Annotated in this window: 19 protein-coding genes; 2 read left to right on the top strand and 17 right to left on the bottom strand. The window is 60.5% G+C overall.

Annotated features, from left to right (window positions below; translation table 11 throughout):
- Positions 1–72 precede the first annotated feature (72 nt).
- Both hydA and ACFSYH_RS00520 read right to left on the bottom strand, forming a co-directional pair.
- Positions 73–1,488: a dihydropyrimidinase gene (gene hydA / locus ACFSYH_RS00525; protein WP_377464460.1), complete on the bottom strand. Its 1,416-nt coding sequence runs from the start codon at positions 1,486–1,488 to the stop codon at positions 73–75.
- A gap of 33 nt (positions 1,489–1,521) precedes the next feature.
- Positions 1,522–2,370: a nitrilase-related carbon-nitrogen hydrolase gene (locus ACFSYH_RS00520; protein WP_377464459.1), complete on the bottom strand. Its 849-nt coding sequence runs from the start codon at positions 2,368–2,370 to the stop codon at positions 1,522–1,524.
- Between the two features lie 105 nt (positions 2,371–2,475).
- Between ACFSYH_RS00520 and ACFSYH_RS00515 the strand changes: the two genes are divergently transcribed.
- Together ACFSYH_RS00515 and ACFSYH_RS00510 are read left to right on the top strand one after the other, a co-directional pair.
- Entirely contained in the window at positions 2,476–3,939 is a 1,464-nt protein-coding gene (locus tag ACFSYH_RS00515) for an aminotransferase-like domain-containing protein (protein WP_377464458.1), read from the top strand.
- A gap of 403 nt (positions 3,940–4,342) precedes the next feature.
- On the top strand, positions 4,343–5,608 hold the full coding sequence (locus tag ACFSYH_RS00510) for a M18 family aminopeptidase (protein ID WP_377464457.1): 1,266 nt from the start codon (positions 4,343–4,345) through the stop codon (positions 5,606–5,608).
- A 203-nt stretch (positions 5,609–5,811) separates the two neighbouring features.
- Here ACFSYH_RS00510 and ACFSYH_RS00505 read toward each other — a convergent pair whose 3' ends face one another.
- The 15 genes from ACFSYH_RS00505 to ACFSYH_RS00435 all read right to left on the bottom strand — a co-directional run bounded on the left by ACFSYH_RS00505 (position 5,812) and on the right by ACFSYH_RS00435 (position 23,713).
- Positions 5,812–6,834 (bottom strand): hypothetical protein, encoded by a 1,023-nt coding sequence (locus tag ACFSYH_RS00505; RefSeq protein ID WP_377464456.1) that lies wholly within the window; start codon positions 6,832–6,834, stop codon positions 5,812–5,814.
- 246 nt (positions 6,835–7,080) lie between these two features.
- Positions 7,081–7,740, bottom strand: a complete 660-nt coding sequence (locus ACFSYH_RS00500; protein WP_377465223.1) for a histidine phosphatase family protein — start codon at positions 7,738–7,740, stop codon at positions 7,081–7,083.
- Between the two features lie 27 nt (positions 7,741–7,767).
- The gene (gene rsfS, locus ACFSYH_RS00495; RefSeq protein ID WP_377464455.1) at positions 7,768–8,205 is read right to left on the bottom strand and encodes a ribosome silencing factor; all 438 of its coding nucleotides are present in this window, start codon (positions 8,203–8,205) and stop codon (positions 7,768–7,770) included.
- Between the two features lie 103 nt (positions 8,206–8,308).
- Positions 8,309–9,982 carry a hypothetical protein gene (locus ACFSYH_RS00490; protein WP_377464454.1) on the bottom strand — a complete coding sequence of 558 codons (1,674 nt, stop codon included), beginning with the start codon at positions 9,980–9,982 and terminating at the stop codon, positions 8,309–8,311.
- Positions 9,979–10,599, bottom strand: a complete 621-nt coding sequence (gene nadD / locus ACFSYH_RS00485) for a nicotinate-nucleotide adenylyltransferase (protein WP_377465221.1) — start codon at positions 10,597–10,599, stop codon at positions 9,979–9,981. The genes ACFSYH_RS00490 and nadD overlap by 4 nt, the downstream gene beginning before the upstream one ends.
- A 22-nt stretch (positions 10,600–10,621) precedes the next feature.
- Complete coding sequence (locus tag ACFSYH_RS00480; protein ID WP_377464452.1) at positions 10,622–10,771, bottom strand: hypothetical protein; 150 nt, start codon at positions 10,769–10,771, stop codon at positions 10,622–10,624.
- Positions 10,772–10,982: 211 nt separating this feature from the next.
- On the bottom strand, positions 10,983–12,287 hold the full coding sequence (locus tag ACFSYH_RS00475; RefSeq protein ID WP_377464450.1) for a glutamate-5-semialdehyde dehydrogenase: 1,305 nt from the start codon (positions 12,285–12,287) through the stop codon (positions 10,983–10,985).
- 67 nt (positions 12,288–12,354) lie between these two features.
- Entirely contained in the window at positions 12,355–13,887 is a 1,533-nt protein-coding gene (locus ACFSYH_RS00470; RefSeq protein WP_377464449.1) for a pyridoxal phosphate-dependent decarboxylase family protein, read from the bottom strand.
- A gap of 46 nt (positions 13,888–13,933) precedes the next feature.
- Positions 13,934–15,400, bottom strand: a complete 1,467-nt coding sequence (locus ACFSYH_RS00465; RefSeq protein ID WP_377464448.1) for an MFS transporter — start codon at positions 15,398–15,400, stop codon at positions 13,934–13,936.
- 239 nt (positions 15,401–15,639) lie between these two features.
- On the bottom strand, positions 15,640–16,788 hold the full coding sequence (gene proB, locus ACFSYH_RS00460) for a glutamate 5-kinase (RefSeq protein WP_377465219.1): 1,149 nt from the start codon (positions 16,786–16,788) through the stop codon (positions 15,640–15,642).
- A gap of 66 nt (positions 16,789–16,854) precedes the next feature.
- Positions 16,855–18,384 carry a GTPase ObgE gene (gene obgE / locus ACFSYH_RS00455; protein WP_377464447.1) on the bottom strand — a complete coding sequence of 510 codons (1,530 nt, stop codon included), beginning with the start codon at positions 18,382–18,384 and terminating at the stop codon, positions 16,855–16,857.
- A 145-nt stretch (positions 18,385–18,529) separates the two neighbouring features.
- On the bottom strand, positions 18,530–18,787 hold the full coding sequence (gene rpmA, locus ACFSYH_RS00450; protein WP_377464446.1) for a 50S ribosomal protein L27: 258 nt from the start codon (positions 18,785–18,787) through the stop codon (positions 18,530–18,532).
- A gap of 62 nt (positions 18,788–18,849) precedes the next feature.
- A complete protein-coding gene (rplU, locus tag ACFSYH_RS00445) occupies positions 18,850–19,158 on the bottom strand; it encodes a 50S ribosomal protein L21 (protein WP_377464444.1) in 309 nt (102 codons plus the stop codon).
- Between the two features lie 583 nt (positions 19,159–19,741).
- Positions 19,742–20,344: a GNAT family N-acetyltransferase gene (locus ACFSYH_RS00440; RefSeq protein WP_377464443.1), complete on the bottom strand. Its 603-nt coding sequence runs from the start codon at positions 20,342–20,344 to the stop codon at positions 19,742–19,744.
- Between the two features lie 6 nt (positions 20,345–20,350).
- The gene (locus ACFSYH_RS00435; protein WP_377464442.1) at positions 20,351–23,713 is read right to left on the bottom strand and encodes an Rne/Rng family ribonuclease; all 3,363 of its coding nucleotides are present in this window, start codon (positions 23,711–23,713) and stop codon (positions 20,351–20,353) included.
- Positions 23,714–23,961 lie beyond the last annotated feature (248 nt).

The raw sequence follows: 23,961 nt of genomic DNA, 5'->3' as shown, positions 1-23,961 counted from the left end.
TCCCCTTTCACATCGGTTACGGTGTTCCGTGCTTCCTGTACGTTCCAGGTGCCGGAACCTTTATGTCTGCTGCTAGATCAGGTACTGCGACAATCCACGCTTGATGTATTGGCCGTGACCTGCATGGCCGAAGTACTCACCGTCGTCCACCACCACCAGGCCGCGAGATACAACGGTGTCCACATGCCCATCGATCTCCCAGCCCTCCCAGGCCGAGTAGTCCAGATTCATGTGGTGGGTCTGGGCCGAGATGTTCGTCTTGCCCTGCGGGTCGTACACCACGACATCCGCGTCCGCACCGGGTTGGAGCACGCCCTTCTTGCCGTACATACCGAACATGCGGGCTGGGGTGGTGCAGCAGATCTCAACCCAGCGTTCGAGCGAGATCTTTCCGGTGACCACGCCCTGATAGATCAAATCGAGGCGGTGTTCGACCGAGCCGATGCCGTTCGGGATCTTCGTGAAATCGCCCAGTCCCAATTCCTTCTGACCCTTCATGCAGAACGGGCAGTGATCCGTCGAGACAAGTTGAAGATCGTTCGTGCGCAGGGAAGTCCACATGTGGTCCTGGTGGCCGTGTGCCTTGGGGCGCAGCGGTGTCGAGCACACCCACTTGGACCCTTCGAATCCCGGTGCACCGAGCTGATCCTCAAGTGACAGCCACAGGTACTGCGGGCAGGTCTCGCCGAACACGTTCTGGCCGGTGTCACGAGCCTCGGCGATCCGCATCGCAGCCTGCTTCGCGGACACGTGGACCACGTACAGCGGGGCGCCGGTCAACTCCGCGAGTCGGATCGCGCGATAGGTTGCCTCCTCCTCGGTCTGCCAGGGACGAGTCAACCCGTGATAGACCGGATCCGTCTCGCCCCGCTCAAGCGCCTGCTTCTGCAACAGGTCGATGACGCTGCCGTTCTCTGCGTGCATCATCAGTAGCCCACCGTTGTGGGATGCCGTCTGCATCGCCTGGACGATCTGGCCGTCGTCGGAGAGGAACACGTCCTTGTAGGCCATGAAGAGTTTGAAGCTCGACACGCCCTCATCTATCAGGGTGTCCATCGCCGCCAGCGACACATCGTTGACCCCACCGATGATCTGGTGGAATGCATAGTCGATCGCGCATTTTCCGGCGGCCTTCTCGTGCCAACGGGCGAACTGCGTGAGTACGTCCTCGCCCGCATACTGCACCGCGAAGTCGATGATCGTGGTGGTGCCACCCCATGCTGCGGCACGCGTTCCGGTCTCAAACGTGTCTGAGGCAAACGTGCCACCAAACGGCATCTCCATGTGAGTGTGGGCATCGATGCCACCGGGAATCACGTACTTCCCGGTTGCGTCGATGACCCGGTCGATCCCCGCAAGGAACGCCGTGCCCAAGATGTTCGAGCCAGGTTCGAGGACCGCGGCGATCTTCTCATCCTCGATGAGCACGTCGGCGCGGCTTGACCCCGTCGCGTTCACCACGGTTCCACCTGTGATCAGCGTGTACATGCGTTACCTCCCACTTCGACTAAGAAACTGAACTCAAGGTGCCACGATGGCGCCGTAGGCGTCCGGGCGGCGGTCGCGGAAGAACTGCCAGCGTTCCCGGACCTCGCGCACCTGGTCCAGATCAATCTCGCGGAGCAGCAGTTGCGGCTCTGAGTTCGAACCGACCTCGCCGACATAGTTGCCGTCTGGGCCCACCACGTAGGACGATCCGTAGAAGTTGACAGCCTCATCGCCGTACTCGTTGTCCTCAAGGCCCACGCGGTTGGTTGCGACGACGAAGTAGCCGTTCGCGACCGCTGCCGCTGGCTGTTCGATCTCCCACAGCTTGTTCGAGATACCCGGCGCCGTGGCGTTGGGGTTGAACACGATCTCGGCTCCACCCAGGGCAAGGGCGCGCCAACCCTCTGGGAAGTGTCGGTCGTAGCAGATATTGACGCCGATCTTGCCGACTGCCGTGTCGAACACCGGGTAGCCCATGTTGCCTGGGCGGAAGTAGAACTTCTCCCAGAACTTGGGCAGGTGCGGGATGTGGTGCTTGCGATACTGTCCGAGGACGCTTCCGTCCGCGTCTATGACGACTGCCGTGTTGTACAGGACGCCCGGCTGGTCTTCCTCATAGATGGGAAGCACGATGACGATTCCCAGTTCCCTTGCGAGTTCGCTGAACCGGCTCGTGGTTGGCCCTGGAATGGTTTCGGCGTACTTGTAGTACTCGGTGTCCTGCGTGATACCGAAGTAGGGGCCGTAGAAGAGTTCCTGATAGCAGATCACCTGAGCACCCTCCGCGGCGGCCTGCCGCGTGTAGTCCTCGTGCAGTTGGAGCATGGACTCCTTGTCTCCGGTCCAGGTGCACTGGGTCAGAGCAATCTTGACTTTGTTCATGTTGATCGCGTTCTCCTTGGGGTTAGGCGCTTACCGGATGATGTGTGACTCTGCTCCTTGAACATTTCAGTGACGTTGCGCCGCGTAACGTTTACAAGAACGCTCATGACCGATCTGTTAAATGTCGTCGAATCCGTCATCCGAGGGTTCTCAGTGCGCACATCCTTAGATATGGACTTTTTGAGCGAGTTGACGGACGTGTCTCCAACCTCCATTGCCGCTGCCGTGGGCAGTCGCATCCGTAGCGGTGACCTGCCCTCCGGCACCAGGTTGCCCACCGTACGGGAGATCGCGGCCATCCTGCGGGTGTCGCCTGGCACGGTGGCTGGGGCCTGGCATGCTCTCGCCGAATCGGGACTGATCGCGTCGCGCGGACGAAAAGGAACTTTCGTTCTTGAACAAAACACGCCGTGGCTGCCACCGCGCTACGGCGGTCTAGCCCACTCGACGCCGGTGCCGTATCGACTGGACCTGTCATCGGGTACTCCCGATCCCCAGTTACTCCCAACTGTGGGTCCCGCGTTTTCACGGCTTGGCCGTCGCACGACCGGTGCGGTGACGTCCAGTTACCTGGGGCAGCCGATACTTCCCCTTCTTGAGAAGCGCCTGCGCGCTGCCTGGTCCTACCCGCCCGAGGAGGTCACGGTGGTGGACGGTGCTCTCGACGGTTTGACGCGGGTGTTGGAGACCCTCATCGGAGTCGGCTCGCGGGTAGGGGTGGAGGCCCCCAGTTTTCCCCCGTTCCTCGACCTCATAGACGTGCTTGGGGCCCAGGCGGTACCGATGGCGATAGACGCCCACGGTGTCACACCGCAGGGAGTGGAGGATGCGTTGAATGCCGGTTGCACGGTGCTTGTCATTCAGCCTCGTGCCCAGAACCCAACCGGGGCGACCATGACCCCGGAACGCACCGCTGACCTTGCCGCCGTCGTTCGGGAGCATCCCCGTGGCAGTTCGCTCCACATCATCGAGGACGACCACTGCGGCGCTATCTGTCCCACCGCCGACCTCAGCCTGGGCACGCACCTTCCCGATCAGGTCGTGCACATCCACAGTTATTCAAAATCGCATGGACCCGACCTGCGGATCGCAGCGTTGGGCGGGCCACGCCCGATAGTCCAGCAGATCGTCGCGCGCCGAATGCTCGGCCCCGGATGGACGAGCCGCATCCTCCAAACAGTCCTGTTGGAACTGCTCAATGATCGACTCACCCAAGATCACATTGCGTCCGCGCGCGCCAAGTATGCGAGTCGCCGCAAGCAGATCATCAAGGGCATTGAGTCTCAAGGCATCCCAGTTCTTCATGGCGAGGGCCTCAACATCTGGGTTCCAGTCATCAACGAGCAGGCGACAGTCGTCTACCTCGCTGCCCAGGGAATTCGGGTGGCCCCCGGTGGCCCGTTCACGCACATCGGCTCGGCCCGAGGGCGGAACGGTGCGCAGGCTACAGCCCCCTCTGCGCGAACCGCTCTCGACACGGGTCCACACGTGCGGGTGAGCACGGGGAACGTCCGGGAGAACTACGACGAGTTGGGCGCACTGATCGGCCGCGCAGCCCAGATGGGCTGATCCAGCTCCGTATTCGAAGTCGAACTCAGCCATTTACCCACAAACTCAGCTCGCACAAAGCTGAGTTCGTGGGTAAATGGCTGAGTTCGCGGGCTTGCGAGCGCCCACCGCAAACATCTGCTTGACGACGAACCTGCCGCCTCCCAGTCCAGCCCACCTCCCAGCGGATGGACTCCCACGGGTCGCGCCGAATCGTCGCCAAGCAATACACATGCGTTGGCGAGTGGCCCGATGTTGCGGTGTTGTCGGCGGTGTTCCGGTTTTATGTGGCAACAGTGCCGACAGAACCGAAACACCGGTTTCAGGTGCGCCACGAGTGGGATTTTCCCACTCGCGCGCAGCGGCGACCACACACTCTGCGCCGCGCCATACCCGCCTCCGAAGCAGTGAGAGAATGTAAAACATGGATACGACCGAATACATGACCGGCTTCGCCGAGTTCATCCAAGCAAGCCCATCGTCATATCACGCGGCCCACGAGGTCGCCCGCCAACTCACCAGCGCCGGATTCTCGGAACTCAAGGAAGAAGACCCGTGGATCGCCCCGAAGAAGACATTCGTGATCCGCGACGGTGCGATCATCGCGTGGATCACCCCGGACAACGCGCCGACCACCGCACCGGTTCGTATCCTCGGCGCACACACGGACTCCCCCGGCTTCAAACTCAAGCCCCAGTCCACGATCGGTTCGCACGGCTGGCTCCAGGTCGGGGTCGAGGTGTACGGCGGTCCTTTGCTGAACTCGTGGCTTGACCGGGAACTCGAACTCTCGGGGCGTCTCGTGCTCAAGGACGGGTCGCAACACCTCGTGCGCACCGGTCCATTCATGCGTATCCCGCAGTTGGCCATCCACTTGGACCGTGAAGCCAACAACGGCCTGAAACTCGACAAGCAGCGCAACACCGCGCCCGTGTATGGGGTGGGTGATCCACGTGCGGCGGACGTGTTGGGACACCTCGCGCAACTTGCCGACATCCCCTCGCAGGACGTGGCCGGCTACGACATCATCTCGACCGACACCCAGCCGCCCGCTCGCTTCGGACTCGACGACACCCTGTTCGCCGCACCGCGCATGGACAACCTGTCCTCGACCTACGCCGGGCTCGTTGCGCTGCTGAACGCGCCAGAGGATGGCGGCCACATCTCGATGCTCGCGGCATTCGACCACGAGGAGATCGGCTCCGAAACCCGTTCCGGTGCGTGCGGACCATTCCTTGAGGATGTGCTGACCCGAATCTACGATGGCCTTGGCGCAACGCTCGAAGAGTCCGCGCGCGCAATGGCTCAATCCTGGTGCATCTCCTCGGACGCCGGACACTCCATCCACCCGAACTACGGCGAACGCCACGACCCAAACGTCCAGCCACTCGCCGGAAACGGCCCGCTGCTCAAGATCAACGCCAACCAGAGGTACGCAACCGATGGCGTTGGCGCGGCCCTGTGGGTTCGCTCCTGTGAAGCGGCTGGCGTGCCGTATCAGGATTTCGTGTCGAACAACAACAGCCCGTGTGGCTCCACAATCGGTCCGCTCACCGCGACCCGCATCGGCATCCGCACCGTTGACGTGGGTATCCCCCTGATCTCGATGCACTCCGCCCGCGAGATGTGCCACGTCAACGACGTTGTCTACCTGTCGCGAGCAATCGGAGCGTTCTTCGCGGGCGCTTGATCTGCCGCAGACCGGTCAGTCGTCCGGCCTACGGTCTGCACACACCCAAAATGCGACGAGACCACCCACAAAAAGTGGGTGGTCTCGTCGCATTTTGGGTGTGTAGCACTCTGTCATCGACACACAACGCAGATTGACGACGAGGCCCTTCTGCCAGCGCACACTGCGCTGGCAGAAGGGCCTCGTCGGGTAAGGCTAAGAACCTACCGCTTGATCGTGACGGTCTTCTTAGACGTTTTCACAACGGTCTTGTATCCAGCCTTCTTACCGGTGACCTTCACAGTGATGCGCTTACCCGCGTGGGCTTTGGTCAGTTTGAGCGACGACTTCGTTGCCCCCTTGATCTTCTTACCGTTCGCATACCACTGGTACGACTTCTTGGTGTTCTTGGTCCAGCCACTCGTTGTAGCCTTCAAGGTCTTGCCAACCTTGGTCGTACCGGTCACCCGTGGTGTAGGAGCTTTAAGAGTAAGCGCTGCGATCTTCTTTGCCACATTGGCTTCGAAGACCGCCCAACCGTTGAAGCCAGCGCGGTCTTCCCCTGCGATCAGTACTGAGATCTTCTTACCGGCATCAGCAGCCTTCAACTTATACGTTGACTTCGTGGCACCCTTGATCGCCTTTCCGTTCCGCAACCACTGGTACTCGTAATTGTGGTTCCACACACCGGTGTAGCCCGGTGCTACAGTCAACAGCTTGCCAACCTTTGACGTTCCACGAACAGTTGGATCGCTCTTCCCACTTGCGGGAACTGTCGCGAACACGAACGATAGATCCTCGTAGCTCGTCGTGTCGTTGACGTAGCTGAGTGTCGCGAATACCCCACCATTCGCAACATCCTGCGCAACAGCTTTGTAGGTGATTGTCGTTGAGAAAGACTCACCGGCCTTGACCCTTCCAGGTAATGCCTTGTAGTAATCCCAGTAGGCGTAGGTGTCGTCTTCCCCGAAACCATCCAGCACGAATCCACCGGTCAGCGTCTCCTGTTCGCCAAGATACTGTCTTGCGAATGAGACAAGAAGCCCTGACTGGGCAGGCATTTCAATGGTCTTCTTCGAGGTGTTCTTCGCCGTCAATCTGATTTTGACAGTGTCACCTGCCTTGAACTTCTGACCAGAGACAACCTTCGTTGTCAACGCCAAAGGCGACTCGTCTCCTGCAGACGCCTGCGCCGGAGCCGCGCTGAACATGAATGCCAATGCAGCAACCACTGCTAGGGCAATCACCCTTGCACGTTGTGTATATCGCGCTCCATATGATCCTTGAATCATCCCTCTACCTCACACTTGATGTTCGATAATCTACCTGCTCACAGTATCGGCACGGATCAACGCCGACAAGAGCCCTCTGACCAGATGAGATCGCAGCAGCGGTTTCGGTGCGAGAGCGCCAAATGAACGACGAGGCCCTTCTGCCAGCGCAGTGTGCGCTGGCAGAAGGGCCTCGTCGTCAATAAAACCAGTGGAGTTTGATCAAAGCGCCACAAACACGTCGGCGGGACCGTTCTCCCAGGCCTTCTTGCCGTACACGACGGATGGACCAACATTGTGCTGTTCAAGACGCCACGCGGGTTCCGCACCAGGTGAGGTGTTGCGGGCCAGACGCGACCAGTGCACGTTGCTCATACCCGCAACGCCGCGCCAACTCGTGGCATCCTGCCCGAGCAGACCGGCGATGGCACACGAGATCGCGGCACCGTGCGAGACAACCATGAGAGTCTCGGAATCAGCCATCTGGGCAGCATTCTCAAGAATAACCGCGCACATACGCTCGGCCACGTCGCGCTTGAGCTCGATACCGACGGTGGTTGGTTCAGAACCGCCACGCCACGCAGCAAACTCCTCGGGCCACCGGGCGGAGATCTCCTCGCCGGTCATGCCTTCCCAAGGACCGAATGAACGTTCGCGGACTCGCTTGTCAATGATCGGTTCAACGCCGTAGCAAGCCCCGATCGTACGCGCCGTGGCAATTGCGCGGTTCAAGTCAGAGGTGAGGATGCGCGTTGGAGCGATGATCTCCGTCAATACCTTGGCTGAGGTTTCGGCCTGCCACTGACCAACCTCATCAAGGTCAATATCGACCTGGCCTTGTAAACGCATCGCCGCGTTATAGGCGGTCCGCCCGTGGCGCACCAAGACAATAGAACCGGCAGTCAAATCTCAGTCCTCAGTGTCCTCAACGAGTGGAAAGCCAAACTCATCCAACTCGTATTCTGGGGCTGAGCCGTCACCGCCGCGAGCGTCCTCCGGAAGTTCGATGGCAGGGCAGTCGGCCCACAGTTTCTCGAGCGCATAGAAAGCACGGTCTTCTTGGTGCTGGACGTGAACGACCACGTCACCGAAGTCAATGAGAACCCAGCGGCCGCCCTCCTTACCCTCACGGCGCAGGCGCTTAGCGCCAGCCTTGTGTAAAGCTTCCTCAACTGCATCGACGATCGCGCCAACCTGGCGTTCGTTGTTGCCCGACGCGATCACGAAGGCATCAGTAAGGACCAGGTTCTCGCTCACATCGAGTGCAATGATCTCTGCTGCCTTACGGTCCGATGCCGCGCGGGCTGCGATGATTGCAAGTTCAATTGCGCGCTCAGTGGCTGCCACGGTTCTCCTTTTGTTCGGCTCTCGCCGATGTGTTGCTTGACTGTCTATCAATTATGACGAATTTTGGGCCATTCAGACCGCTCAAGCACTGTGACCTTGCTTCCTACGCTCTGATTGCAAGAGGGTCCACATTCACCGAAACGGAGGCTGCCTCGGTCTCTGCGCCGCGGTCTGCTGGTTCGGAGTCCAGCGCGACTTTCCAGATCACCATGCCCAGAACGAATGCGACGGCCACAAGAATCATGTAGTGCAGCCACGTGTAGGAGTGGTCGAGTTCGGCGTCTTCCTCGTCCAGGTCTTCGGCTTCAGCGGTCTCATCCACCTGTAGTCCAGCAAAATCTCCGAAACCTGAGGGCTGCTGATCAGGCTGCTCACCGAAAGGTGCCGCCCCAAATGGGTTCTGTTGGCCTTGTGCACCAGTTCCTCCTGATCCTGGGGCAAATGACAGAGGTAACTCTTGTGAGACCGCCGCCATCGCAGCAGTTGGCTCATCTACAATCGGGCCGCGTGAACCTGGAGGCGTACTCAAACCGCCTCCCAGTGGAGTCGGCCCAGTAGCGCCCACGCCCGGTCCTGGCTGGTTTGTGGCCGACTGAGTCTGTGCGAGGAGGCTGCTGACCGCAACGCCACCGACTGTTGGATCAACCGGCAGGGTCGAATCGACGCTCGTGATCGCTTCCCACGCGGGAGGAGCGGTCGCTGCCGTGAATCCGCCTGTCACGCCCGTTTCTCGGGCCTGCTCACCCTCGATTGAGCCAGCGGCGCCCTCCGCCCTCTGCCCCTGTGCCTGAAAAGCTGAGGAGCGAGCAGGCAGACCAGAACCGCCGACCTGCTGTTGAGGCGTGAATGAATTTCCGTCCTGAGTCTGTCCAACCCTGCTGCTGAACTCGGCAAAGGGGGACGATCCTGCATTCCACTGAGGAAGCACGGCACCGGTCTGTGCAACACGGTCTTGAACCTCGGCACCGGAACTCGCCCGCCAGTTACCGTGTTCGTCCTGCTCAACACGTGGGATCTGGCTACTTGGGGGTGCCTGCCGCATAAAACCCGCGAGGTTGCTGCGCGGCACGGCCGGGGCCGTCGCGGTATTTGCCTCTAACATCCGTGCACGATCTTCGGAGGGCCCTTGTCGCGGTGGAGCCACGGGCTGACGCGAAGGTTCAAACTCACGGGGATCGACAAGCCGAGATAGGGTTCCCGTTTCCTCAAGCATACGCACGGCACCAGCCTGAGCAGGTGGAGTCACCTGTGGTACGCCAGCAGCAGGAGCCTGGGTGTACATCGAACGACGAGTCACCTGGACTGGCTGCTCCGTTGGAGTAACCACCGGACGCGATCGAAGCCCACCCTGCTCTGATGCAGGAGCACTGGCTTGTGGTGAGACTGGTTGCGCCTGTGCGCGCGACCTGTGAGACGTTCCCTCGGGACTGCGCCCTGCAGGTGACTGTTGCGGCACGCCTGACTGCACACCCGACGGACGGTTGTCCGTACCTGGACGCTGCGAGCGACCGATGGCCTCATGAGGAATCGGTGTATTCGCACCTGGAACCGACCGTGTGGGAGCAGGGCGCGCCGTCGTCCTTCGGACCGGTGGTGCGGACTGGTGTGTGGGCGCGGGCGTTGAAACGGCCTGTGCGGTTGGCGGAAAAGCAGGTTGCGGCGCTGCATTGACCTGTGGATTCGGCGTGGCGAGCATAGCCTGTTTCTCCGCCAACTCACGTAGTTCACGTCGAGTCAGAGGACGGCCTTGCTCGTCGTGGGGGTTCGGGCTGCTCATTGAGATACCTCAGTACCTTCTTGCTGGTACAGACCGTGCTTCGCAATGTATTGAACCACCCCATCTGGCACGAGATACCAGACAGGTTGGCCATTGCGGGCGCGGTCACGGCAGTTGGTTGAGGAGATCGCCATTGCTGGGACTTCGAGAATCTTCACGCTGTCCTGGGGAAGACCTGAAAGATCAATGTCGTGTCCTGGGCGCGTCACACCGACAAACTGGGCCATATTCCACAACATGTCGGCATCCTTCCACTGTGCCATCTGCGTGACCGCATCGGCACCCGTGATGAAGAACAGTTCATCGTCAGGGCGGTCCTGCTTGAGGTCGCGCAGTGTGTCCACTGTATAGGTCAGGCCTTCGCGTTCAATATCGACCCTGCTCACGGTGAAGCGTGGGTTTGATGCGGTCGCGATGACCGTCATCAGGTAACGGTGTTCCGCCTCCGTCACCTGCTGATTCTGCTTGAACGAAGGCTGCCCGGTGGGGACGAAGATAACCTCATCCAAGTCATATTGTGCGGCTACCTCGCTCGCGGCAACCAGGTGTCCGTGGTGGATTGGATCGAAGGTTCCACCCATCACACCGACCCGCGCGTGTTCCCTAGCCTTAGGAATGTTCAACGCCCAGGTGCTTCACTCAGTGGCGGGTACCGACGCTGCGGAAGGCGTACGTCACGATCAGCGATGCAATGAGCACAGTGAAAGCAATGATTCCGTAGCCGGATGGGGCAATGGGAAGTTCGTTGACAACCTCAGCGTTCGCTGCTGCTAGAACAAGTGCAGACACTTGGGTCCTCCAGTGGTTCAATTCGGTGCGTGCGGATGACACGCATTTTCACCCGAAGTTCAAGTGTCTCATGTCCAGCGCGCTTGAATAAAGCACGCCAGACGTGACGTTCCTTCGGTTTCTTTGGTCAGGCCACGCCGTTCGAATCATTCTCAGCGGCTTGGTTCCACTGACGCACAGCCTAGTTTAAGGGGCTCCCCTGTGAAAATCCCTAACCTCGGATCTGACCCTCACCACGTACAATCCACTTGGTGGTGGTGAGCTCAGGAAGCCCCATTGGGCCACGAGCATGCAACTTCTGGGTGGATATCCCGATTTCGGCCCCGAGACCGAACTGTCCGCCATCAGTGAACCGAGTTGAGGCATTCACCATGATCGCCGCGGAGTCGAGTTCCGCGATGAATCGTTCTGATGCCTCATACGAAGCCGTCACGATTGCCTCGGTATGCCCAGAGGTCCATGTGCGGATGTGGTCGATCGCTTGATCGAGCGAGTCCACCACGCGGACAGCCAGGTCGTACGAGCCATATTCGGTTGCCCAGTCATGGTCTGTGGCTTCGACAAATACCGGGCCATCCGCACCAAACGTGGCAGCCTCTGGATCAACGTGGAATGTCACGTTCTCTGCTGCCAGGGCAGCGTATACGGCAGGAAGAATCCGTTCTGCGGCGTCCTTGTGGACCAACAACGTCTCTGCGGCATTGCATACGCCAACACGCTGAGTCTTGGAGTTCACGATGATGTTGACTGCCATCTCCACGTCGGCGTCCTCGTGCACGTAAATGTGGCAGTTTCCGACACCGGTCTCGATGACCGGCACAGTCGATTCACGGACCACGGTCTGGATCAGATCTGCTCCTCCACGTGGTACCAGAACATCCACAAGGCCACGGGCATGCATGAGCGCAACGCCCCCTGGACGCCCGAACGGATCGACGGTCTGGACCAGATCGGCTGGCAGTCCTTGAGTCTCAAGCGTTTCCCGGAGGATCTCAACGATCACGGCGTTTGAGGATGCGGCGGCTGAACCGCCACGTAGGATCACGGCGTTTCCGCTTTTGAGGCTCAGTGCGGCAGCATCAACCGTGACATTCGGGCGAGCCTCGTAGATCATGCCCACGACTCCCATGGGCACGCGCACCTGGGTCAGCCGCAATCCATTTGGCAGACGCGAACCACGCACGACCTCGCCCACAGGGTCCTGCAGCGAAGCAACCTCACGCAGTGCATCCGCAATCGCGATGATGCGTTCCTCGTTCAGGGCAAGTCTGTCCAGCAACCCCGTCTTCATGTTGGTCGCGCGCCCTCGCTCAAGGTCGAGTGCGTTTGCCTCAATGAGGCGGACGCTGTTCTCCACGAGAGCCTGGGCAATGGCCTCGAGTACCGCATCTTTTGTCCCGCGGGTTGCAGTTGCAAGCGCCCGTGAGGCGATCTTTGCACGGCGAGCAATCGCGAGTACCTGCTCCGTTACATCGTCGCGTGATTGCTGATTGGTTGCGTCCACAAGTTCTGTCATGTCTTCAAGGCTAGAACAGATCCAACGTGTTGGGGAACAGCATTTCGAGGACTGGTCGCGGCCAGACCTAGAACGGGTCCGCTGCCGGTTGCACCACGAGCGCGAGAACCTCTGTGAGTAACCGCTGTGCGATGGGGGAAGGGATACGTTGAGCCGTGGCGAGTAGAGAGGACATGTCTGTTGGCAGATCACCCACTCCAGGATCAAATCCCAGGACGGCAAGAAGTTGGTGGATCACCTGGCTCGGTACGTCGTCGACGCCACTGCCGTCTGCGCCAACACCATGCTGTGCCAGCACTCCCATAACCGCGGCAGCGGCCTTGTGCACGAGTTCGCTCTGTCCGGCAGAGGACCGCCCTCGAACGATGTTCGCGGACTGCCGTACGGCGTCCAAGAGGTCTTCCGTCTGATCAGCGATAACCGGCGTGATGGTGAGGTGAGCCGAGTGTGGCAGCGACGATCCGTCTGCTTGGAAGCAACCGGGCTGGGACTGAAAGAACCAGCCGCGGGTGCGCAGTTCGTCGACAAGGAGGTGCGGATCGACCCGTTCGCTCGGGCGCACTGCCTCATCGCACACGATCGCGAACAACGGCCCTGTGGGATCACCTTGAACCCGCAGTCCCACCACCTGGGACATTCCGTCTATCAGTTCTTGAGTGGCCCGTTGTGTCCGGGCAACCAGTTCGGCGAACCCCTCCTTCCCCAGATACGAGGTGATGGCCCACGCGGAAGCGATTGGTCCGGCTGATTTGGAGCCAAGCAGGGTTGGGTTGACCACTGGATAACCAGGCCAGCCAACGATTGAGAAGTACTGCGCGCGGTGCCGCTGCACACCGCGCTGCAACAGAATCGATATGCCTTTCGGTGCATACCCGTACTTGTGGAGATCTGCCGAGATTGAGGTGACGCCAGGGACCGAGAAATCCCAGGGTTGCGCGACTCCTTGCCACCATGGCAGTGCGAATCCCCCGATACACGCGTCAACGTGCAAAGCGATATCGCGCTCGAGGGTTACCCGAGCGACCTTCTCGATGGGGTCCAATTGGGCGTAGGGATAGTTCGGTGCTGACAGGACGACCACCGCAACATCGGAGTCCAAACGGTTGATGACCGCTTCCGCGCTCACCGCACCGGTCGTCGGATCCACGGGAACGAGATCGAGCGTGAGGTCGAAGTAGGCCGCAGCCTTGTGGATTGCCGCGTGCACGGTTGACGGCGCGACTATTCGACCTACGGCATGCCTCCCGAACTGTTTATTCTTGGCACGCCACACATCTCGCGCGGTCTTGATCGCGAGCAGACACGACTCGGTGCCGCCGGTCGTCACGTTGCCGAAGACGTCGTCTCCTCCGTTGAGTGCTGCCCGGGTGAATCCAAGCAGGTCTCGTTCCATCACCGCGATTGATGGGAACGTAGTGGGGTCAAGGCCGTTGACGGCTTGAACCTCGCGGGCGGCGGCTGCTGCTAGTTCGTCGAGTTCTGCAATGCCTGAGTCATACACATAGCTGAGCACTCGCCCGCCATGGGTTGGGGCATCGTTGACGCGAATCTTCTGGATATCTTCGATGATGCGTTGGGCACGCGGCGATAGTTCGTTCACGAGGCGACTCCGATTCGCGAGGTGGGTGGGTGTAGGCGTGCCGTTCTCATCCGTGTATGGACTGTGAGGACGTTTCAGGCGTATGGGGACCACTGATGTCGTGACGACGCAGAGGGTAGCGCAGTAGCGGAACAAGACTCAACGCGACGCACACTGCGGGGGCGATCGAGAAGGCGACGACAATGGCGGTCACGGCACTGTCAGGTTGGGTTACGGTCTGCCCCGCAGTTGACTCGATATAGCCGCTCACAGCAAGCAGGACCGTCATCAGCGTGGTTCCGAGTGCCATTCCCGTGGTCTCCCCTGCGGTCCAGGTACCGCCAAAGGTACCGGCTCCGGTTTCGCTGTTCTTCGGACCCTGCGACGATTCGGATTCTTTCCGTTCCTGACGTGCGTTATCGAGCGAATACGAGATGACATCGGGCAGCATCGCCATTGGTAGACTCTGCATTCCGGCATACGCCCCGCCGCAGACCGCGACCGCGATGTAGACCCATATTCCCGGTTCCCACCAGAGGAGACCGCCCAGGGCAAGTGCTCCGGCAAGAAACACGAGGGAAGCATAGACAAAGGCCTTCTCCTTACCGACTCGCAGCGCCAGACGGCCCCAAACCGGTGCCATGAAGAGCGCGGGCCCGATGAGAGCCACAAACAGGTAGGTCACAGCGGCTTGGGAGTCCATCACCCAGGTGGCCACGTACTGAGCTGACGCGAGCATGAGCCCAGTGGCGAGTGCTTGAGCGAAGAAGGCACCGAGTAAAGCCCGAAATGCGACGTTGGCACGAAGCAGGCCAAGCGCCTCTTGGTAGGAGTTTCCGAGGATCGCGGGCCATTGCGAGACCGGGATACGCACCCGCTCTGATTCGGGTGCAGGTGCGGAAACCGGTGCGACCCTGGAGGATAACCAGAATGCCCAACCAAAAGCGAATGCCGCGACAAGAGCCATGATGATGTAGCCAAGCCGCACATTGTCACCGGCAAGTTCACGAAGCGCCGGGCCTCCACCACCGAAGGCGAGGATCCCGATAGTCAGCACGACCACCCGCCACGTCAAAATGCGGGTGCGGTCATCGTAGTCATCGCTGAGTTCCGCAGGAAGCGCGATGTAGGGCACTTGGAACAGTGAGAAGGCCGTGGCGCACGCCGTGAAGAACACGAGAACCCATGCTGCCGCTCCCCATCCGGTCAACCCTGGTGGAACGGCAAACATGAGCACAAAGGACACGGGCAGTAGGAGCGCGCCGAGAAGCATGAACCGCCTGCGTGAACCCGTGCGTTTCAGGCTTGCATCTGACAGCGATCCAAGCAGTGGGTCGATCACGACATCCCAGAGCTTGGCCACCGTCATGATGACACCTGCCGCGAGCGCCGTCACGCCCAGGGAATCGGTCAGGAAGTACACCAGTACGAGTCCGGGAAGAGTGCCAAATCCGCCGGTGCCTATTGATCCGATTGCATATCGGCGAACGGCCTGTCTGGGAAGTGTTGGCGTCTGTGTCTGGTTGTGCCCCATGTCCGCCAGCATAATCGCTGCCACTGACAAACGAAGCCAAGACTCGGCGCTATACCTACAACGAACTCAGCCTTTCGCCCACGAGATCAGCCCGGAGTTGGCTGAGTTCGTAGGTTTTTGGCTGAGTTCGACTACGAGCAAGTCGGGCCCACTATCCTGCACCCACACATTCGTTTCCCATCGCACAACAGAAAGACGACTCGCATTTCACGAGCCGCCTTTATGCACAGCGTTATGGGCTATTTGGTTTTCCTAGGACGCCGCGAGACCACCAGGTCATCGCGGTGGATGATCGCCCGATCGTATCCATCGCCGTGTCGTTCCTTAAGGGCACTCGTGTTGTGCCCCAGCAGTGCCGGAATCTCATCCGATCCATACGCCACGAGCCCTCGTGCGATGACATTTCCAGCAAGATCGACGACCTCAACGGGGTCGTTCGCCTCAAACTCACCGTCCACGGAGGTCACTCCCGCAGGCAGCAACGAGGCCAACCCGCCCTGAACCGCTCGCGCAGCCCCATCGTCGACAATCAGCCGACCGCGTGTCTTCGCGGCAAAGGCGAGCCACAAGCGGCGGCGGGTCATCCGCTTTCCCGACACCGAGAACCAGGTGCCGACATCCTCTCCGCGCAGCGCGGCGGATACGTTGGATGCGAGCGTCAACACGACAGGAATGCCCGTGGATGTTGCGATGCGTACCGATTCGAGTTTCGACACCATGCCGCCCGTGCCCACGGAAGAGCCCTTTGTGGTCACCTCGACATCGCTGATCTCTGCAAAGGAGTTCACAACCGGAATCCGTTTGGCACCTGGACGCCTGGGCGGACCGTCATACAGTCCATCGACGTCGGTCAGCAGCACCATCGCATCGGCACGGACAATGTGGGACACGAGCGCGGCGAGCCGGTCGTTGTCGCCGAATCGGATCTCTTCGGTTGCCACCGCGTCGTTCTCGTTGATGATCGGCACGATGCCGAGCGCTAACAATCGTTCGATCGCGCGCTGTGCATTGCGGTAGTGGTGTCGACGCACGGTGTCCTCGGCGGTCAGCAGCACCTGCCCCACACGAATCCCATGCCATGCGAATTCCTCCGCGTACCGGGCCACAAGCAGCCCTTGCCCCACGCTCGCCGCCGCCTGGGCGGTTGCAAGGTCCTTGGGCCGTGCGGTCAGACCGAGTGGAACCATACCCGCTGCAATCGCACCGGACGACACCAGAACGACCTCGCTGCCCTGCTTCTTCCGTTCCGCGATCACATTCACGAGCGCGCTGAGATGACCGATGGACAACCGTCCATCGGGCCCTGTCAGCGAAGACGAACCGATTTTGACGACCACGCGGTGGGCACGCGCGATTGCCGCACGCGGGTTGGTTTCCCGCGCATCCATGTCAAGGTTCTTGCTTGGCGACGAGTCGGTTGCGTTTGCTTGTGAGGTCACCCGACCATTGTCTCCCTATTCGTCCTCGGCGCCCGGATCGATCCAGTGTCCGGACTGTCGTTCGGTCCACAGTTCCTCACGCGCGGCGGTCTTGGCGTCCATGCGCTCGTTGTATTCACGGCGCTTGTCTGCACGGGTTGGGCGGGCGTGCTCTTCGAGACGCATGTCGGTTCCACGGGGTCCAGCCAAAAGTTCCGCACCTGTGGACATGGTCGGTTCCCAGTCGAACACGACCTGGTTCTCCTCTGGTCCGATACGTACCTCGTCACCGGCTACTGCTCCGGCCTTAAACAGGCCGTCCTCAACACCGAGTGTCGCAAGACGATCTGCGAGGTAGCCTACTGCCTCATCGTTGTTGAAGTCGGTCTGGCGTACCCAACGCTCGGGTTTGGTTCCACGCACCGAGAAGTACACGTCGCCGGTGTGGTCAACCCTGCGCACAACGGTGAATGGCACGTCCTGGGGAGTCTGCTCCACGAGGGTCACCACTTGGCGTGCGGCCTCTGGCTGCTGCTTGCGTACGTGCTCGACATACTTAGCAAGCGCGAAGCTCAGATCCTTGAGACCCTGATGCGAGACCGCTGAGACCTCGAACACGCGCAGACCGCGCTCCTGGATAGCAGGCTTCACAAACTCAGCGAGCTCTTGGCCGTCCGGCACGTCGATCTTGTTCAACACCACAAGTTGTGGGCGCTCGTGCAGCGGGATGCGCGAACCCTCGAGTTCAAGTTCATCGGAGTAGGCACGCAGTTCCTGTTCGATGGTCTCGAGGTCGGTGAGTGGGTCGCGACCCGGTTCGAGGGTTGCGGTGTCGAGCACGTGCACGATCACGGCGCAGCGTTCGATGTGGCGCAGGAAGTCTAGGCCGAGTCCCTTGCCCTCAGACGCGCCAGGGATGAGACCCGGTACGTCCGCGATCGTGTAGCGAGACTCCCCCGCCTGAACGACACCAAGGTTTGGCACGAGCGTGGTGAACGGGTAGTCCGCGATCTTTGGGCGGGCCGCAGACATCGCGGCGATCAGCGAGGACTTTCCCGCGCTCGGGTAACCCACAAGTGCAACATCCGCGATCGACTTCAGCTCGAGGACAACAGAGTTCTCGTAGCCCTCTTCACCGAGCAGCGCGAAACCTGGCGCCTTACGACGCTTGGAGGCCAGCGAGTTGTTACCGAGTCCGCCAACACCGCCATACGCGATCACGTACTCGACGCCCTCACCCATAAGGTCCGCAAGCACGTTGCCCTTCTTATCCTTGACAACTGTTCCGTCTGGAACAGGCAGGATCAGGTCTTCGCCGTTGAACCCGTGGCGGTAGTCGCCCATTCCTGGGCCGCCGTTCTGGGCAGAGCGAAATGGCGTGTGGTGGTATTCGAGCAGTGTGGTCACCTGAGTGTCCACCCGCAGGATCACGTTTCCGCCACGGCCACCGTTACCGCCGTCAGGTCCAGCAAGCGGTTTGAACTTCTCGCGGCGAATAGAGGCACAACCATGTCCTCCATTGCCGCCTCGGGCAAGGATAGTCACGCGGTCAACAAAAGCGGCCATGATGTACCAATCATTAAGGGGTCAAAGTAAAGCAAAATGTGTCTCTAGCCTTCCACAGCGCAGATGCCATGGCTCAAGCTAGGACATAAACACGCAGGGACGCACCATTGGTGCGTCCCTGCAGCGTTGAACCAGTGTGCCTAGATCAGGCAGAGGCCTCGACGATGTCGATGACCTTGCGTCCGCGGCGGGTGCCGAACTGGACTGCACCTGCGGTCAGAGCGAAGAGGGTGTCGTCGCCACCGCGTCCTACGTTCTCACCTGGGTGGAAGTGGGTTCCACGCTGACGAACGATGATCTCGCCGGCCTTGACAACCTGACCACCGAAGCGCTTTACACCAAGACGCTGTGCGTTCGAGTCGCGACCGTTCTTGGACGAGCTTGCACCTTTTTTGTGTGCCATGACAGTACCTGTCTTTCCTAAGTATGTGTTGTCCTACGTGCCTTTTCAGGAACGTGGGAAAGTCACTTGATGCCGGTGATGGTAATGCGGGTCAGCTTCTGACGGTGACCCTGGCGCTTACGGTAACCGGTCTTGTTCTTGTACTTGAGGATGCTGATCTTTGGACCCTTCTCGTCACGGAGGATCTCAGCGGTAACCTTCACCTGTGCAAGCTTTGCTGCATCGGTGGTTACCTTGTCACCATCTACGAGGAGGATTGCAGGAAGCTCAACGGTGGAGCCTGCTTCGGCCGAAATACGGTCGACTACGACAACGTCGCCAACGGCAACCTTTTCCTGGCGTCCGCCAGCCTTAACGATCGCGTAAACCACGAATGTTCTCTCTTTCGAAAGTGTGGACGTGTTCTTGTCAGAGCGTTGAGCTCTTTCTCGGGCGGCACCACGTCCATCGGTTCATGCCACTCAAGCGGTTGAGTCACGTGGCCAGTGGCCACCTCAGCCAAACTACAAACAACGTCGGTTTACTCGTCCGTTCCGTCGTCAGCAGTTATTCCACACTTACGAGGAGGCGAGCGAACTCGTCTCTCTTGAAGTCGCAGTTGGAACTAATGCCATACGGCTTCCAATCTTTGCGCGAGCAAAGATCAGGTATGCAGGATCGGTTCTCACCAGTACTTTCGCACCGGCAGCTTCCGTGACCTGCCTTCCTAGCCACAAGATGCACCAATGGTCATCATGCACACCGGAAAGGTTTTTGTAAGTATCACGAAGACACTCACGGTCATCAATTGTACTAGTTTTCGGCGGTTACGTGGGACACAATTGGACCTCAATTAACGTGATTCCGCTTACCTGCGCTGCGAGACACCGCGATCCACTCTGCCACGCACGCCGCAGTACAGATTTTCTCTGTTCCGCCTAGGTCTTTACCAGGCCACGCAGAGAAACCCGTACCCTATGCCCCACGCTCTTCCCATTCCTCGCGCAGTACCCCATACACGACCGAGTCGAAGTATTCACCCCGCACGATGCGCGCCTTTCGGAATCGCCCCTCCTGCGTGAACCCGAGTTTACGTCCCACCTGCATCATGCCTAGGTTTCCAGACCACGTTGCGAAGTCGAGCCGCGCCCAGTCGGTGCACGCAAACAGGTACCCGGTCCACAACTCGAGAGCCTGCGTCCCGATCCCCTGTCCGCGGACGGCTGGATCGAACAGCGAAATCCCCATGCGCGCCCAGTTGGTTTCCTGGGATTCCCAATACCAGTTGACCGTTCCTATGAGTTGATCATCGCTGGTTCGCGCCACGACCAGTCGAGTGGGCGGCAGTTCGGCGCATGGATCAAAACCTCGGCTGATCCGCTCGGAGAGCATGCGAACGGTTTCGTCTGATTCCGCTGCGGTGGGCAACGGATAGTACGGCCCATCCCACTGGTGCCACTCGTGGTGCGGTTCGAGCCAGTGCCGGTACGTGGGAAGATCCAGCAGTTCGAAAGGACGTAGGCGAATGGCCGCCCCTTCGAGAGGAAGGGGCGGCCATCGCCGCGTATGACTAGGCACGCATGCCTAGTTTCCGTCTGCTGGCTTGAGACCGAATTCCGCAAGGACATCGATCAGAGGCGCGGCCTTCTCTTCGCCCTTGCTTGCCGACGAGTCCTCGGTGTGAGCCGCTACCTCACCGTGAGCCTGCGGCAAGGTCGCGTCGGATGCCGCGTTTTCCTGCGTGCTTCCCACCGAATCCGGAGCGGACTTGGGCTTCGACCTCTTCTTGGCCTTGCCGTTGCCCTTCTTACCGGAGCTCTTCGACTTTTCCTTGGCCTCACCCTGCGCTTCCTTAGATGCCGCTGCATCTTCAACCGCTGCCGGGCTAGACTCTTCAGGCCTACCTGAGTCGGTGCTGGCCACGCTGCTCTCAACTTCGTGAGCGTGTGCCGCGGCCGCGGCAATCGTTGCGAGCTTGACCTTCACTGCATCGCGGTCCTCGTGCTCACCGTCAATGTTCGAGGCGGTCTCAGCGCTGGGCGATTCGGTGTCCTTGCCTACGTTCCGCTTGCGCCGTGAGCGCTTGGATGAACCTGAGCCGCTGTCCTCGCCGCTAATGGCTGGCGAGTTGTTGTGGGCGTGCTGTCCCTGCTTCTCGTTCGGTTCCTCGTGGACGATGAATCCGCGGCCGTTGCAGTGTTCACAGTTCGTGGAGAACGCCTCAACGAGCCCCTGACCCACACGCTTGCGGGTCATCTGTACGAGGCCGAGCGAGGTCACCTCAGCGACCTGGTGCTTGGTTCGATCGCGCCCGAGGCACTCAACCAGACGGCGCAGCACGAGATCACGGTTGGATTCGAGCACCATGTCGATGAAGTCGATCACGATGATTCCACCGATGTCGCGCAGGCGCAGTTGGCGCACGATTTCCTCGGCTGCTTCGAGGTTGTTACGGGTCACGGTCTCTTCGAGCGTGCCACCAGCACCGGTGAACTTACCGGTGTTGACATCAACCACGGTCATTGCCTCGGTACGGTCGATCACGAGTGAACCACCGGACGGCAACCACACCTTGCGGTCCATGCCCTTGGCAAGCTGCTCATCGATGCGCGCGGAGGAGAAGATGTCCTTCGGCCCGACCCACTTGCTCACGCGTTCGGCGAGGTCTGGCGCGAGTTCGTTGACGTACTCCGATATCTCGTTCCACACGCTGTCGCCCTGCACCTTGAGCGAGGTGAAGTCGTCGTTGAAGATGTCACGCACCACGCGGATCGCGAGGTCAGGCTCGCCCTGAAGCAGAGCTGGGGCGTTCGCGCTCTTCGCCTTCTTCTGGATCGAGTCCCACTGATTGCGCAGGCGTGCGATGTCGGCGGTCAACTCCTCCTCAGAAGCGCCTTCCGCGGCGGTGCGCACGATGACGCCCGACCCCTCAGGCAGCACTTCGCGCAGGATGCGCTTGAGGCGTGTGCGTTCGACCTCGGGGAGCTTCCGGGAGATGCCGGTCATTCCTCCGCCGGGCACATACACGAGGTAGCGTCCAGCGAGCGTGACCTGCGAGGTCAGGCGCGCGCCCTTGTGACCGATTGGGTCCTTGGTGACCTGCACGAGAACCGAGTCACCCGACTTGAGTGCATCCTCGATGCGGCGTGGCTGACCGTCGAGGCCGTGCACGTCCCAGTTCACCTCACCGGCGTACAGGACGGCATTGCGGCCCTTACCGATGTCGATGAAGGCGGCCTCCATGGAAGGCAGCACGTTCTGGACCCGGCCCAGGTACACGTTTCCAGCCATGGACGCTTGGCTCTGCTGGGACACGTAGTGCTCAACGAGTACGCCGTCTTCGAGGACTGCAATCTGGGTGCGACCGTTGCGCTCGCGCACGACCATCGAGCGTTCGACGGATTCGCGGCGTGCCAAGAACTCGGCTTCAGTGATGATGGTGCGGCGGCGTCCCGCGTCACGTCCTTCGCGACGACGCTGACGCTTGGCCTCTAGTCGGGTTGATCCCTTAAGGGCGGTGACCTCATCGGAGGGGTTGCGCGTCCCGGAGTCTGAGTCGGATGAACGGCGACGGCGACGGCGACGGCGACGCGAGGACGAGTATTCGTCGTCGTCGCCATCGTTGTCGTTTGAGGCCTCAGCCGAGGTGTCGGCATCAGCCGAATCCTCGGAGTCGGTGGCGTCGTCCTGCTCGTCGTTCGAGTCGCTACCGGATGAACGGTTGCGGCGGCCACGACCGCCACGACGGCGGCGACGGCGCGGCGAAGATGAGTCTTCCTCGTCGCCGCTCGCATCGTCATCAGCGGTCTCTTCGCCAGAGTCTTCCGGCGTATCCTGAGAGTCGCTTTCCGTTGCGTCCTCGCTTCGGTTGCGGTTCCGGTTACGCTCGCGCTTAGTCCGCGCAGGCTTCGAGGCGGTCTCCTCGGCGACAGCCTCTTCCTCAACGATCTCCTCGTCTTCCTCGACCTCGTCTACCGGATCGATCTGAGCGCCAACGCTACGGGCTGGAACAGAGGAAAGGTCGGGTGCCTGGAAGAGTAATGCGGTTGCGGCAAGACGTGGGCGTTGCGGGATTTCAGCCACTGGCTCAGTCTTGATCGGCTGCTCCGTGCGCACATCGGAGAACACGTCTGATGCCTTGTTCCGCGTGCGGGTACGCCTTCCACCCTGAGTTTTCCTGCCTTGCGCAGGTTCCGTTGGAGCCTGTTCGTCGGGGCTTTCCGACGAGTCCACTCCAGTGTCGTCTCCCTTGGATTTCTCAACGTTGCGGGTTGAGCGTGAGCGACCGCGGGCACGGTTGTCACGCTCGTCAGCCTTGGCGTCGGGTTGCACAGCCGCGTTCTCGCTGTCATCACCAGTCGCAGTCTCAGTTGCTTCTTCCTCAACCGTTGCCACGGCGGCTTTCCTGGTGGCACGCTTGCGAGTGTTGCTCGCCACGGAAGCCGAGGGCTCCTCTTGGGCGACAGATTCGCTCGACGTCTGCTCATTGGCTGCGGGCGCCTTGGCGCTCTCGGTCTTCGCACGGCCACCTGACTTTGAGGTGCCACGCCTGCGAGCACCCTTCGGCTGTTCGACCGCCGCATTTTCCCCAGTCGATGCCGCAGGGGTTTCAGCGACGCGCTCATTCGCGGCAGATGCCTGCTCAGCGATCTGCGAGGCGGTGCCGGACACGGCAACCGCCGCTGTGGTCGCCTTGCCGGACGAGGTAACGCGGCGCGAACGGCGAGGTGCGGACGTGTCCGCCGACTCGTCGGAAATCTTAGTGGTTTCGGAGGTCACCACGGTGGCCTTGCCAGCCGTGGTCTTCGGTGCGGACGTAGCCGGTGTATCGGCGGTCAAAAACTGGACCGGGGCGATAACGGGTGCTGAGGTCGCACGGGTTACCCGGCGACGTGCTGGCTTCTTTGGCTCCTGCGCCGAGTTGGTTGGTTCATCATTGAGCGTCACGCTGTGTGCTCCATCTTGCTGTGGATAGACCAGTGCCACACCCACTGAGCTATACAGCCGGTAGTCGTCCCTACGAAGTTGTGCTTCGCGGACGGAAGTCCTTGAGTCCCGGTCCGCAAGGGCGAGCGATCGTGGTCGCGATATCTCGACTGAGCAGCAGTTGCGCGCGGCCTGCGTGTGTTTCACGCGCCTGCGCTGCGAGGTTTCTTCGCTGTGCAGTCATCGCCGATATCTTTGACCAGATCCGC

It is taken from the genome of Populibacterium corticicola, assembly GCF_042683685.1.
Taxonomy (GTDB): Bacteria; Actinomycetota; Actinomycetes; order Actinomycetales; family Cellulomonadaceae; genus Timonella; species Timonella corticicola.
The sequence above is the reverse complement of the archived record's forward strand: the minus strand, read 5'-3'. Positions and strand labels throughout refer to the sequence as shown.

Coding starts and splice junctions, on each gene's coding strand:
- hydA (WP_377464460.1), bottom strand. CDS start 1,488: ATGTACACGCTGATCACAGGTGGAACCGTGGTGAACGCGACGGGGTCA.
- ACFSYH_RS00520 (WP_377464459.1), bottom strand. CDS start 2,370: ATGAACAAAGTCAAGATTGCTCTGACCCAGTGCACCTGGACCGGAGAC.
- ACFSYH_RS00515 (WP_377464458.1), top strand. CDS start 2,476: ATGACCGATCTGTTAAATGTCGTCGAATCCGTCATCCGAGGGTTCTCA.
- ACFSYH_RS00510 (WP_377464457.1), top strand. CDS start 4,343: ATGGATACGACCGAATACATGACCGGCTTCGCCGAGTTCATCCAAGCA.
- ACFSYH_RS00490 (WP_377464454.1), bottom strand. CDS start 9,982: ATGAGCAGCCCGAACCCCCACGACGAGCAAGGCCGTCCTCTGACTCGA.
- ACFSYH_RS00475 (WP_377464450.1), bottom strand. CDS start 12,287: ATGACAGAACTTGTGGACGCAACCAATCAGCAATCACGCGACGATGTA.
- ACFSYH_RS00465 (WP_377464448.1), bottom strand. CDS start 15,400: ATGGGGCACAACCAGACACAGACGCCAACACTTCCCAGACAGGCCGTT.
- proB (WP_377465219.1), bottom strand. CDS start 16,788: ATGGATGCGCGGGAAACCAACCCGCGTGCGGCAATCGCGCGTGCCCAC.
- obgE (WP_377464447.1), bottom strand. CDS start 18,384: ATGGCCGCTTTTGTTGACCGCGTGACTATCCTTGCCCGAGGCGGCAAT.
- rpmA (WP_377464446.1), bottom strand. CDS start 18,787: ATGGCACACAAAAAAGGTGCAAGCTCGTCCAAGAACGGTCGCGACTCG.